Source organism: Streptomyces sp. NPDC050738, from assembly GCF_040654175.1.
In the GTDB taxonomy this organism is placed as follows: domain Bacteria; phylum Actinomycetota; class Actinomycetes; order Streptomycetales; family Streptomycetaceae; genus Streptomyces.
In genome coordinates this window covers 55,949-67,880 of record NZ_JBFAHN010000017.1, presented here as the reverse complement: position 1 = coordinate 67,880, position 11,932 = coordinate 55,949, and the positions used below count along the sequence as shown (strand labels likewise).

The following is an 11,932-nucleotide window of genomic DNA, read 5'->3' as shown; positions in this document are numbered from 1 at the left end:
CAACGCCCGGCTGGTTGCTTCAGATGGCAAGAAGCCCAACAAATCCAGACCATCAAAAATGCCTGACGCCGCCATCGAGCGTATAGCACGTGCATTCGATTCCAGGGTGTGGTCCGACACCTTCACCCGAACGTGTGGCGGCGCTAGGGTCGGCCCATGATCGATCACGTGCGCGACCTGGCCCTCGTCGATGCGGCGACGGAGCGACTCCTGAGTGCGGCCGCCTCTCTCGACAACGCCGCAGTCGCCCAGGCGTCACGGCTTCCCGGCTGGAGCCGCGGACATCTGCTCGCGCATGTGGCCCGGAACGCGGACGCGCTGGTGAATGTCCTCGCAGGCCGCCCCATGTACGAGAGCGCCGGAGCACGCGACGCCGACATCGAGCGTGACGCCCCGCGGGGACTCCGCGAGCAGCTCGGGGACGTACGGGAAAGCGCCCAGCGGTTCCAGCACGAGGGCGGCGAGCCGGCGGACTGGGCGCGGACCGTCGAGTTGCGCAACGGTGTGACCGATTCCGCCTCCAGGGTGCCGTTCCGACGCCTCGTCGAGGTCGAGCTGCACCACGTCGATCTGGGCATCGGGTACGAGCTGGAGGACCTGCCCGAGGAGTTCGCCTTCCGGGAGATCGACTTCCTGGCAGCACGGTTCGGCCGCCACCCCGAGCTTCCGTCGATCGCGCTGGCCACGGACTCCGGGCGGATCTGGACCAGCGGCGACGAGTTCACGGTCGGGATCTGGACGACGGGCGGCGGGCGCGACGGCGGCCCGGTCGTGGTCACCGGCGGCCACACGGACCTGCTCGGCTGGCTGGCAGGCCGGCGCGACGGGGCAGCACTGACCGTCGAAGGCGGCCCGCTTCCCGTACTGCCCCCGCTATAGGCTGGCCGTCATGACGTACAGCGGAGCGGTGAAGGTCGGCGGCGGCGCGGACGTGCACGAGCTGACGGACCTGATGATCTCCAAGGTCGCGGTCGGCCCGATGAACAACAACGCGTATCTCCTGCGCTGCCGGGCCACCGGTGAGCAGCTGCTGATCGACGCCGCCAACGACGCGGCGACGCTGCTCCAGCTGATCGGCGACGACTCCATCGCCTCGGTCGTCACCACCCACCGGCACGGCGACCACTGGCAGGCCCTGGAGGCCGTCGTCGCCGCGACCGGTGCGCGGACCTTCGCGGGCCGGTACGACGCCGAGGGCATCCCCGTCGCCACCGACGTGCTCGTCGGGGACGGCGACACGGTGCGGGTGGGGCGCGTCGAGCTGACCGCGCGGCATCTGGTCGGCCACACCCCGGGCTCCATCGTCCTGGTCTACGACGACCCGCATGGCCACCCGCACGTCTTCACCGGCGACTGCCTCTTCCCGGGTGGCGTCGGCAACACCTGGGACGACCCGGCGGCCTTTGCCAGCCTGCTCGCGGACGTCGAGGCCAAGCTCTTCGCCGTACTGCCCGACGAGAGCTGGATCTACCCGGGGCACGGGCACGACACCGCGCTGGGCGACGAGCGGCCGCACCTCGCGGAGTGGCGCGAACGCGGCTGGTAGCCGGGACGCACCGTGAGCTCCGCGAGGGCGGGGCCGGTTACTTGATGTCCGCCTGTTCGCGGATGTCGCAGTCGGTGAAGGTCGGCTTCTTCGTCGTCAGCGACGCGAGCTTCTGCGAGAGCTTGTCGACTTCCGGGTCCCGGCTGTTGCGCATGGCGTCGTCGTAGGAGTTGAACTCCACCACGACGAGGAAGCGCTTCGGGCGGGCGCGGTCCTGCAGGACGGTCCGGTGGACGGGGTGGCCCTGCTTGCCCTGGTGCTGCTGCTCGAACTGCTCGATGACGGAGCGGATCTCGTCGATGCGCTCGGTCTCGAATTCGATGATCTGCGCGAACTTCATGGGGTCCTCCCCCGCTCGCGGCACCCCCGTCCTGTCCGGGAGCGCTCACCGTACAAGCAAGCACCGGCCGGAGCGGGCGGCAATGCTCCGCTCACTCCGGCCGGTGCTGAACATCCCTACGCCGTACGCCCGTCACGGGGTCAGACGTCGATGCTGTCCTTCGGGGACGTCTCGGCCTCGGCCTGCTTCTTGGAAGCCATGAGGCTGGTGATGGTGGTGACGATCAGGACACCGCAGATCACCGCGAGGGAGACCGGGATGGAGATCTCGGGGACGTGCACCCCGGACTCGTGGAGTGCGTGCAGGACCAGCTTCACGCCGATGAAGCCGAGGATCACCGAGAGTCCGTAACTGAGGTGGACCAGCTTCTTGAGCAGGCCACCGATCAGGAAGTACAGCTGGCGCAGCCCCATCAGGGCGAAGGCGTTGGCGGTGAAGACGATGTACGGGTCCTGGGTGAGGCCGAAGATCGCGGGGATCGAGTCCATCGCGAAGAGGATGTCCGTCATGCCGATGGCGAGCATCACGACCAGGAGCGGCGTCATGACCTTCTTGCCGTGCTCTTGGATGAAGAGCTTCGTGCCGTGATAGCGGTCGGCCACGCCGAACTTCTTCTCGACGGACTTCAGGAGACGGTTCTCCTCGAACTCCTCTTCCTCGTCGTCGGATCGCGCCTCCTGGATGAGCTTCCAGGCGGTGTAGATGAGGAACGCGCCGAAGATGTAGAAGACCCAGGAGAAGTTGGCGATGACCGCGGCGCCGGCCGCGATGAAGATCGCGCGCAGGACCAGGGCGATCAGCACGCCGAAGAGCAGTACGCGCTGCTGGAGGTGGGTGGGCACCGAGAACTTCGCCATGATCAGGATGAAGACGAAGAGGTTGTCGACACTCAGCGACTTCTCGGTGATGAACCCTGCGAAGAACTCGCCGGACGCCTGGCTGTTGCCCCAGATGAGCAGTCCGATGCCGAAGAGCGCGGCCAGGGCGATCCAGACGACGGTCCAGATGCCGGCTTCCTTGATCGATACATCGTGCGGCTTGCGCCCGATGAAGAAGTCGACCGCGACGAGGGCGCATAGACCAAGAATGGTCAGCACCCACAGGGTCAGAGAAACATCCATTACGTACGCCTCCGGCGATTGCTACGGCTACTTGATCAGCGTCGTCGCTGCCGGAGGTCTCTTCCACCCGAGCCGGTACGACCGGCTTCCCGGGCCGACGCCCCGGGACCTGATCAGGTCCGTATTGACGGGTACGCCGCACTTGGGGAGTACTCCCCTCCGCACTGAGGAGACTACAGGAAGTACCAAGAGTAGGTAAAGGGATTGGTAAAGGAAGCCCAAAAGAGCAGGTCAGCGGCGCCACGTACGGCGGGCTGAGGCGACTTGGCCGAGGACTTCGCCCAGGAGTCGGCCGCCCGGGGGTGCCTGCAGGGGTTCATACGTCCAGGCGTGACCGACCCAGGGGTCGGCGAGATGGTCGTCGGGGACCGGTGTGATGCGCAGGAGCGAACGCCAGAGCGGGTCGAGCACCGGGCCGTACGCACTCGCGTCCTCGCGGTCGGCCACCATCATCAGGTGGACGCCGACGGACGGGCCCTCGTCGGCGAGGTAGCGCAGCTGGGTCAGGGCACGGTCGTCGAAGCCGTGCGGGAAGTCGTTGACGATCAGCAGCTGCTCGGCGGTGTCCACCCCGGCCGGAAGCGCGTCGGCCGCTCCGCCGCGCACGGCCATCTGCACCAGGTCGACGCGCTGGGTGAGCTTGGCGAGGACCGCGGCCACTCCCCCGGCGCCGGTCGCCGGGGGCTCGTCCAGGACGCCGGAACTCACCAGCGGGACGAGCGAGGAGGCGGCCGCACCCGCCGGGTCGATGACGTGGACGGTGAATTCGCCCGCCGGATAGACGGCGAGGAGGCGTGCGGCAACCGCGACGGCGGTGTCCATGGCGAGCTGCTTGAGCTGCGCCTGATCCATCAGCAGGGCCGCCTCGGAGCCCGTACGGCCGCTGTCGATCCACAGGCCTCGCTCCAGCGGCAGCCGGACGAGCATGGGGATGCGCAGGTCGGGACGCTCGGGCAGGTGCAGATCGCCGACACGCAGCGCCATGGGGTTCTCCATGGGCAGCTGGTAGGCCGACCAGAGAGGGCTGTCCCAGCGGGCGTACGCGAGCGGCAGGGCCGGCTCCACGACCTGGGATTCGGCGAGGAGCTGGGCGATGTCACGCTCCAGGACCTCCCGGGCCTGGGCGATCAGGGCGTCGCACTTGGCGCGGGCCTGCTCGCGGGCGTTCGTACCCGCGTTGCCGATGCGGTTGCGGGGGTCGGAGAGCGCCTTGTCGAGCTCCTGCTCCAGGCGGGACTCGGCGAAGTCCACGGCGCTGCGGTACGCGGCCGTGGTGCGGGCCAGGTCCTCGAACATGCCCCAGACCTGGTTGTAGAGCCGCTCGTCCATCGACCAGCCCGAGGCGTCGCCCGCCACGGGCACGGGGGCCCGGCCCGGCTGGGCGGGGGGTGCGGCCGGGGGCGGCGGCGGAGGTGCGGTGGTCCGGCGGCGGGGGTGTGCGTAGTCGACGGGGCCGCCTTCGGGGACGGGCTGCTGGGGGTGGGGCGGGGTCTCCGGGGGCGCTGCGGGACGGTGGTCGCCTTCCGGCCCGGGTGGTCCCGCGGTCGTACGGACCCGGTCGCCGTCCGTCGTACGCGGCGGAGGTGCGGCCACCGAGCGGGCCAGGCCGCCCGCGACGGCGTCCAGGATGACGGAGGCCAGCTCATGGCCGCGCGGGAGGCCCTGGTCGGTGAGCATCTCGGCGAGGCCGCCCGCGTAACCCTGGCCCACGGCGCGGACCTTCCACGCGCCCTGTCTGCGGTAGAGCTCCAGGGCGACGACCGCCGACTCCGCGTCAAGGCCGGTGATGGTGTAGCTGGCGACCTCGGATCCGTCGAGGGAGGTCACGGCGACGAAAGGCGCGGCGAGGGAGGCGAAGGACGCCGGTCCGCCGACGCCGACGGGCAGGGCGAGCAGTACGTTCACCCGGTGCACGGTCTCGGGGACGGCCTCCAGGTCCACGGCGAGGCGGTGGTCGGCAGCCGCCTGGCGGGAGACCTCCAGGCCGGGCAGCTGGGGGGACCCGGGGTGGGCGACCCACTCGGTGCCCCTGACGGTGCCCTGTTCGTCGCCGAGCGTGGCTCCTGCCACGACCGGGTGGCCGGCCGACACCCGGATCTCCAGTCGGCTCTGGGGAAGGGGATGGTTCTGTCCCCGTACCAGCTCGGCCGTCATCGCCCATTCCCCCTTGTAGCACTGCTGCTGCTGTTGATGATGTGCGGCAGCTCCCGGCGACGGCTGGCCTCCGGGAGCTGCGAGCAGACTCGAACCGCTGTCGCTGCCTACAGGTGCGGCAGGATCGACGGCATCAGGTCCTGGAAGGTACGGCCGTTGGCAGGGGTGCCGATGGCCGTCATCTGCCAGCCGGATCCGGCACGGTGCACCTTCGCCATGATCTGCGCGGTGTACTGGCCGCCGCCGTCCAGCGTGTAGCGGGCGAGCTCGTCGCCGTTGGTCTCGTCGACGAGGCGGCAGAACGCGTTCTGCACCTCCTGGAACGTCTGGCCGGTGAAGGAGTTCACCGTGAAGACGATCTGGTCGATGTGGACCGGCACGCGCTGGAGGTCGACCACGATCGACTCGTCGTCGCCGCCCTGGCCGGCGCCGCCGACCAGATTGTCGCCGGTGTGCTTGACCGAGCCGTCGTCGCTGACGAGGTGACGGAAGAACACCACGTCGACCGGCTGCTTGTCGGCGAAGAGCACTGCGGATGCGTCGAGGTCGATCTCACGCGTGCGTGAGCCGAACAGCCCGCGGCGCGGTGCCGCCTGCCAGCCGAGCCCCATCCGCACCGAGGTGAGTGTGCCCCCGTCGTTCTTCTGCAGGCTGATGGCCTGACCCTTGGTCAGGTTGACGCCAGGGCCCTTGGCAAAATTGGCCGTCACACGCTGTCCCTTCTCCGATATTCCCCACGTTTTCACCGCACCCTACGCAGTCGCGGCCCGGAGGCAGGACCCCCGGGCCGCGATTGTGGCGGTCTTGCAACACACCAGGTGCGGCAGGGTCAGGCCAGGCCGCCTTCCTTCATCTGGCGCAGCTCCTTCTTCAGTTCGCCCACCTCGTCGCGGAGGCGTGCGGCGACCTCGAACTGCAGGTCGGCGGCGGCCGCCCGCATCCGCTCGGTCATCTCCTCGATGATTCCGGCCAGTTCGGCCGCGGGACGGTCGGTGGCGACCGCCTTGGAGCCCTTCGTCTTCCGTCCGGCAAGTGCGGGCACCGGCGCCTTGGCGCCCTTGCCCTCCTTCGCCTGCCGGTAGCCGGAGCCGAGCAGTTCCTCGGTGTCGACCTCCTCGCGGGCGATCGTCGCGACGATGTCGTTGATCTTCTTCCGGAGCGGCTGGGGGTCGATGCCGCGTTCCTTGTTGTACGCGACCTGCTTCTCCCGGCGCCGGTTGGTCTCGTCGATGGCCTGCGCCATCGCCGGGGTGATGGTGTCGGCGTACATGTGGACCTGGCCGGAGACATTGCGCGCCGCGCGGCCGATGGTCTGGATCAGCGAGGTGCCCGAGCGCAGGAAGCCCTGCTTGTCGGCGTCGAGGATGGCGACCAGCGAGACCTCGGGCAGGTCCAGGCCCTCACGCAGGAGGTTGATGCCGACCAGCACGTCGTACTCTCCGGCGCGCAGTTCGCGCAGCAGCTCGATACGGCGCAGCGTGTCGACGTCGCTGTGCAGGTACCGCACCTGGATGCCCAGTTCGAGGAAGTAGTCGGTGAGGTCCTCGGACATCTTCTTGGTGAGGGTGGTGACCAGGACCCGCTCGTCCTTCTCCACGCGGGTGCGGATCTCGTGCACCAGGTCGTCGATCTGGCCCTCGGTCGGCTTGACCACGACCTCGGGGTCGACGAGGCCGGTGGGGCGGATGATCTGCTCCACGAAGCCGTCGCCGCGCGAGAGTTCGTACTTGCCCGGGGTGGCGGACAGGTAGACGGTCTGGCCGATGCGCTTCTGGAACTCCTCCCACTTCAGCGGGCGGTTGTCCATCGCGGACGGAAGCCGGAATCCGTGGTCGACCAGAGTGCGCTTGCGGGAGGCGTCGCCCTCGTACATCGCACCGATCTGCGGGACCGTGACGTGCGACTCGTCCAGGACGAGGAGGAAGTCCTCGGGGAAGTAGTCGATCAGCGTGTGCGGGGCGGTGCCCGGCTCACGGCCGTCGAAGTGCATCGAGTAGTTCTCCACGCCGGAGCAGGAGCCGATCTGGCGGAGCATCTCGAGGTCGTACGTGGTGCGCATGCGCAGCCGCTGGGCCTCCAGCATCTTGCCCTGCTTCTCCAGCTCGGCGAGGCGCTGCTCCAGCTCCTTCTCGATGCCGTTGATCGCCTTCTCCATGCGCTCCGGGCCTGCCACATAGTGGGTGGCCGGGAAGACGTAGACCTGCTCGTCCTCGCTGATGATCTCGCCGGTCAGCGGGTGGAGCGTGGAGAGCGCCTCGATCTCGTCGCCGAACATCTCGATGCGGACGGCCAGTTCCTCGTACACCGGGAAGATCTCGATGGTGTCGCCGCGCACCCGGAAGGTGCCGCGGGTGAACGCCATGTCGTTGCGGGTGTACTGGATGTCGACGAAGCGGCGCAGCAGCTGGTCGCGGTCGATCTCCTCGCCGACCTTGAGGGACACCATCCGGTCGACGTACTCCTGCGGCGTGCCGAGGCCGTAGATACAGGAGACGGAGGCGACCACGATGACGTCGCGCCGGGTGAGCAGCGAATTCGTCGCGGAGTGGCGCAGCCGCTCGACCTCCTCGTTGATCGAGGAGTCCTTCTCGATGTACGTATCGGACTGCGGGACGTACGCCTCGGGCTGGTAGTAGTCGTAGTACGAGACGAAGTATTCGACGGCGTTGTTCGGGAGCAGCTCGCGGAATTCGTTCGCCAGCTGTGCGGCGAGGGTTTTGTTCGGCGCCATGACCAGGGTGGGGCGCTGGAGCTTCTCGATCATCCAGGCGGTGGTCGCCGACTTTCCGGTGCCGGTGGCGCCGAGCAGGACGACATCCTTCTCACCTGCGCGGATGCGCTTTTCCAGCTCGGCGATGGCCGCCGGCTGGTCACCGCTGGGCTGGTAGGAACTGACGACCTCGAAGGGCGCCACCGTGCGTTCGATCTTGGATACGGGCCGCATGGAACCACCGTACGACCCACCACTGACATCGGCGGCCGGTCACCAGCCTTTGGGCCGCTCGGGGACGCGCGAGGCGGGGGACGGGCCCTGCTCCTCCCAGGCCGGCGTGCCCATCACCACCAGCGGGTCGAACATCACGACCACGCCCGCCAGGAACAGGAAGACCACCGGCCCGATCAGCATCGGGGCGAGGGCCGCGGCCGACGAGTCCCCGACGATTCCGCTCGCGCCGCTCCCGTGCAGCGAGACGCTGAGCGCCGCCATGCCCGTGTAGTGCATGCCGCTCACCGCGACGCCCATGACCGCACTGGCGCCCAGGCTCGCCAGGAAACCGTGGATGGACACGGCGGCCCACAGTGCGGCGGTGGCCGCGACCACGGCGATCACCACGGAGACGGCGACGATCGGGGTGTTGTACTCGAAGCGTCCGTTGAGCCGCATCCCTGCCATGCCCAGATAGTGCATGGTGGCGACGCCCAGGCCGGTGATGGTGCCGCCGGTGATCAGGGCCATGGGCGTCGGACCGCGGTAGCCCACGATGAAGATCCCGATGCCGACCATCACGATGGCCACGCCGAGGCTGGCGTAGGTCGTCGGCCGGTCGTAGCTCAGCGGGGCACCCTCGACCTTGAAGCCCATCATCGCGATGAAATGCATGGTCCAGATCCCGGAGCCGATGGAGAGCGCGCCGAGTGCCAGCCAGCCGGATTTCCACGACCGCTCGATCATCAGGGACCTGGTGGTGCAGCGCAGCCCGAGAGCGGCGCCCATGCAGGCCATGAGAAAAGCGGCGAGAGGAGTCACCAGTCCGTAACTGAATCCGTCGACGTGACCGTGCATGACTGAAAGTCCCTCCCCAGGGCCCCGCTTGGCGCGTTCCGGCGAGAGTAGCGGAACCCGCACTGTCAGTGGGCGGTCGTACGGTGGTTTGTGTGAACAGCGATACACAGGACCGGGACACAGCGCAGGACATCGCATGGGCCGTCGTCGAAAGCGACATCGGGCCGCTGCTTCTCGCCGCCACCGACCGGGGGCTGGTGAGCGTCTGCTTCCATGCGGACGCCGCGGTGCGCGAGAAGCTGCTCGCGCAGCTCGGAGCGCGGCTGGGCAAGGAGCTCGTCGAGGCACCGGAATCGGCCCGGCTGGCCGAGCCGATACGACAGCTGGCGGCGTACTTCGCGGGCGGGCTGCGGGAGTTCACGCTGCCGTTGGACTGGTCGCTGACCTCAGGGTTCAACCGCCAGGTGCTGCGCGAGCTCGCCACCGGTGTGCCGTACGGAGCGGTGGTGGGATACGGCGACCTGGCACGACGGGTCGGTCAGCCGGGGGCGGCACAGGCGGTGGGGTCCGCGATGGGCTCCAATCCGCTGCCGGTCGTGGTGCCGTGCCACCGGGTGGTGGAGAGCGACGGCGGGCTCGGCGGATTCGGCGGCGGGCTCGAGACGAAGCGCCTGCTGCTGGCTCTGGAAGGGGTGCTGCCCCAGCCGTTGTTCTGATGGCACACTTCCGCGGTGACCACCACCTCTGCCTCGCCCGAGCCCAGCGACTATGTCGCCCGACTGCCCATCGGGGAGCAGCCGACGCTGCCCGCCGACTCCATGCTGAGCTGGGAGACCTTCCCCTTCACCGGCGACATCCGCGTCAAGCCGCTGACGCCTCCGGTGCTGCCGGAGCCCGCCCGCAACGGCGAGGACGGCCCTGAGGGCTGCTTCGCCTGCGAGCGCCCGGTGACGGAGGCGATATGGGCCGACGAGCACTGGCGGGTGGACCCCACACCTGGAGAGCAGCAGCGGCTCCCCGCGACCGCCATGCTCCAGCCGCGCGGTCACCACGATCTGACCGACCTGCCGCCCGAGCGCTCCGCCGAGCTGGGTCCGATGATCCAGCGCGTCGAGCGGGCGATGCTCTCGCTGGGCGGGATCGCACGCGTGCACATCAACCGCTGGGGCGACGGCGGCGCACATCTGCATCTGTGGCTGCTCGGCCGCCCGGAGGGGATGACCCAGTTGCGCGGCAGCTGCCTGCCCCTGTGGGAGGAGACGCTGCCGGCCGTCCCCGACGATGAGCGGCGCGCGACGCAGCGCGCCATCGCCGCCGCGCTCGCGGCCGACGGCGGCACGGCGTACGCACAGTGAGCACCACCCGCACCGGCGCTCCGATATCCGAGGGCGAACTGCCCGCCCTGCGGCGCCGTATCAACGCCGTGCTCATCATGAGCCAGATACTGGGCGGCCTCGGCGTCGCGACGGGCATCGCGCTCGCCGCCGTCCTGGCCAAGCAGGTCAGCGGCACCGAGGCGCTGTCCGGACTCGCCCCCACCGCGACCGTGACCGGCACCGCTCTGCTGTCCATGCCGCTCGCCGCGCTGATGACCTCGCGCGGGCGCCGGCCCGGTCTTGTCCTCGCCTATCTGATCGGGGCCGTCGGCGCGGGGGTGGTCGTGCTGGCCGCCGTGATCTCGAACTTCCCGTTGTTGCTGGTGGGCATGGCCGGATTCGGTGCGGCGTCCTCCGCCAATCTGCAGGCGCGGTTCGCGGCCGCCGACCTCGCCGAGCCCGAGCGGCGTGCGCGCGCCATCTCCACCGTGGTCTGGGCCACCACGATCGGTGCGGTCCTGGGCCCCAACATCGCCGCTCCTGCGGGCCGCAGCGTGTCCGGACTCGGCATCCCGGCTGCCGCGGGCCCCTTTGTCTGGTCGGCCGGGGTCTTTCTCGTATCGGCCGTGCTCATGGCCGTGATGCTGCGGCCCGATCCCCTGCTCACCGCGCGTGCGCTGGCCCCTGCCGAGGACCAGCACCCGGCCGGACGTTCCCTGCGGGCCGGAGTCCGGGCGGTCCGTGAATCGCCCCGCGCGCGGCTCGCGTTGGTGGCGGTCGCCGTGTCGCACACCGCCATGGTGTCGATCATGTCGATGACGCCGGTCGCGCTCAGCCACCACGGGGCGAGCATCCAGTTGATCGGTCTGGTCATCTCGGGTCACATCGCGGGCATGTACGCGTTCTCACCGCTGATGGGGTGGCTGTCCGACCGGTTGGGACGGCTGTCGGTGATCGGCCTGTCGGTGGGGCTGCTGTGCTGCGCCGCTCTGCTCGCGGGCACCGCGGGCGACAGCCACGGGCAGACCGCGGCCGGGCTTTTCATCCTTGGGCTCGGCTGGTCCGCCGGGCTCGTATCCGGCTCCGCGCTGCTCACCGATTCCGTACCGCAACCCGCACGCGCGGCGGTCCAGGGGCTCTCCGACCTGACCATGAACACGACGGCGGGCATCGGCGGCGCGGCAGCGGGCCTGATCGTCGCGCAGGCGAGTTACGGGTGGCTCAATGCTGCCGGCGCCTGTCTACTGCTTCCGCTGGCCGCACTCGCCCTCTTCACCAGGCGCGGAAAAGCGGCCCTTACAGGCTGATGTGGTACGCCTTGCGCAGCGTCTCGTGGACCGTCCACGTCGTACGGTCGCCCTCGCGCAGGACGCACGCCGAGCCCGGGCCGATCTCCAGGGTGTCGCCGCCCTCGACGGCCACGGTCGCCCGTCCGCTCACCACCACGAAGAGCTCGTTGGCCTCGGTGTCGGTCACCACGCCGGGCGTGATCTGCCAGATGCCGCGCAGCTGCTTGCCGTCCGGCGACTCCCACAGCACCTTGCCGGTGACCTGCGGCTCTCCGGTGACGATCTGTGCGGGGTCAAGCGGTTCGGGCTCGAGTTCGGCGTCGGGTATGTGCACGGCGAAGGAGGCGGGAGCTTGATCGATTGTCGTCATGGCGGCCACCTTAGGGGGTGCCCTGCGCACTCTCTCCGGCGACCAGGAAGGGCTGGAAGAGATCTGGCCGCG

At 69.3% G+C, this 11,932-nt stretch carries 12 protein-coding genes; 5 read left to right on the top strand and 7 right to left on the bottom strand.

The window, feature by feature from the left end; translation table 11 throughout:
* Positions 1–156 precede the first annotated feature (156 nt).
* Positions 157–879: a maleylpyruvate isomerase family mycothiol-dependent enzyme gene (locus AB0H78_RS32085; protein ID WP_363238219.1), complete on the top strand. Its 723-nt coding sequence runs from the start codon at positions 157–159 to the stop codon at positions 877–879.
* A gap of 10 nt (positions 880–889) precedes the next feature.
* Positions 890–1,546 (top strand): MBL fold metallo-hydrolase, encoded by a 657-nt coding sequence (locus tag AB0H78_RS32080; RefSeq protein ID WP_363238217.1) that lies wholly within the window; start codon positions 890–892, stop codon positions 1,544–1,546.
* A gap of 37 nt (positions 1,547–1,583) precedes the next feature.
* Here the strand turns inward: AB0H78_RS32080 and AB0H78_RS32075 are convergent, their stop codons facing one another.
* From AB0H78_RS32075 to AB0H78_RS32050, 6 genes are all read right to left on the bottom strand, one after another.
* A complete protein-coding gene (locus tag AB0H78_RS32075) occupies positions 1,584–1,886 on the bottom strand; it encodes a hypothetical protein (protein WP_363238215.1) in 303 nt (100 codons plus the stop codon).
* Between the two features lie 140 nt (positions 1,887–2,026).
* Positions 2,027–3,007 carry a TerC family protein gene (locus AB0H78_RS32070; RefSeq protein ID WP_363238214.1) on the bottom strand — a complete coding sequence of 327 codons (981 nt, stop codon included), beginning with the start codon at positions 3,005–3,007 and terminating at the stop codon, positions 2,027–2,029.
* Between the two features lie 231 nt (positions 3,008–3,238).
* Positions 3,239–5,161, bottom strand: coding sequence for a TerD family protein (locus AB0H78_RS32065; RefSeq protein WP_363238213.1), 1,923 nt, complete (start codon positions 5,159–5,161; stop codon positions 3,239–3,241).
* A 107-nt stretch (positions 5,162–5,268) separates the two neighbouring features.
* On the bottom strand, positions 5,269–5,835 hold the full coding sequence (locus AB0H78_RS32060) for a TerD family protein (RefSeq protein ID WP_363238324.1): 567 nt from the start codon (positions 5,833–5,835) through the stop codon (positions 5,269–5,271).
* A 155-nt stretch (positions 5,836–5,990) separates the two neighbouring features.
* Positions 5,991–8,105 (bottom strand): excinuclease ABC subunit UvrB, encoded by a 2,115-nt coding sequence (gene uvrB / locus AB0H78_RS32055; RefSeq protein ID WP_363238212.1) that lies wholly within the window; start codon positions 8,103–8,105, stop codon positions 5,991–5,993.
* Between the two features lie 39 nt (positions 8,106–8,144).
* Positions 8,145–8,945, bottom strand: a complete 801-nt coding sequence (locus AB0H78_RS32050) for an MHYT domain-containing protein (protein ID WP_363238211.1) — start codon at positions 8,943–8,945, stop codon at positions 8,145–8,147.
* Between the two features lie 92 nt (positions 8,946–9,037).
* On the opposite strand from AB0H78_RS32050, the gene AB0H78_RS32045 reads away from it, so the two are divergent.
* The 3 genes from AB0H78_RS32045 (at position 9,038) to AB0H78_RS32035 (ending at position 11,508) form a co-directional block, all read left to right on the top strand.
* The gene (locus AB0H78_RS32045) at positions 9,038–9,601 is read left to right on the top strand and encodes a methylated-DNA--[protein]-cysteine S-methyltransferase (protein WP_363238210.1); all 564 of its coding nucleotides are present in this window, start codon (positions 9,038–9,040) and stop codon (positions 9,599–9,601) included.
* Positions 9,602–9,616: 15 nt separating this feature from the next.
* A complete protein-coding gene (locus AB0H78_RS32040) occupies positions 9,617–10,240 on the top strand; it encodes a hypothetical protein (protein ID WP_363238209.1) in 624 nt (207 codons plus the stop codon).
* Between the two features lie 77 nt (positions 10,241–10,317).
* Positions 10,318–11,508 (top strand): MFS transporter, encoded by a 1,191-nt coding sequence (locus AB0H78_RS32035; protein WP_363238322.1) that lies wholly within the window; start codon positions 10,318–10,320, stop codon positions 11,506–11,508.
* Here AB0H78_RS32035 and AB0H78_RS32030 read toward each other — a convergent pair.
* The gene (locus AB0H78_RS32030; RefSeq protein ID WP_363238208.1) at positions 11,498–11,860 is read right to left on the bottom strand and encodes a cupin domain-containing protein; all 363 of its coding nucleotides are present in this window, start codon (positions 11,858–11,860) and stop codon (positions 11,498–11,500) included. The two genes, AB0H78_RS32035 and AB0H78_RS32030, sit on opposite strands and share 11 nt — an antisense overlap.
* Between the last annotated feature and the right edge of the window lie 72 nt (positions 11,861–11,932).

Coding starts and splice junctions, on each gene's coding strand:
- AB0H78_RS32030 (WP_363238208.1), bottom strand. CDS start 11,860: ATGACGACAATCGATCAAGCTCCCGCCTCCTTCGCCGTGCACATACCC.
- AB0H78_RS32085 (WP_363238219.1), top strand. CDS start 157: ATGATCGATCACGTGCGCGACCTGGCCCTCGTCGATGCGGCGACGGAG.
- uvrB (WP_363238212.1), bottom strand. CDS start 8,105: ATGCGGCCCGTATCCAAGATCGAACGCACGGTGGCGCCCTTCGAGGTC.
- AB0H78_RS32070 (WP_363238214.1), bottom strand. CDS start 3,007: ATGGATGTTTCTCTGACCCTGTGGGTGCTGACCATTCTTGGTCTATGC.
- AB0H78_RS32065 (WP_363238213.1), bottom strand. CDS start 5,161: ATGACGGCCGAGCTGGTACGGGGACAGAACCATCCCCTTCCCCAGAGC.
- AB0H78_RS32050 (WP_363238211.1), bottom strand. CDS start 8,945: ATGCACGGTCACGTCGACGGATTCAGTTACGGACTGGTGACTCCTCTC.
- AB0H78_RS32080 (WP_363238217.1), top strand. CDS start 890: ATGACGTACAGCGGAGCGGTGAAGGTCGGCGGCGGCGCGGACGTGCAC.
- AB0H78_RS32075 (WP_363238215.1), bottom strand. CDS start 1,886: ATGAAGTTCGCGCAGATCATCGAATTCGAGACCGAGCGCATCGACGAG.
- AB0H78_RS32035 (WP_363238322.1), top strand. CDS start 10,318: ATGAGCCAGATACTGGGCGGCCTCGGCGTCGCGACGGGCATCGCGCTC.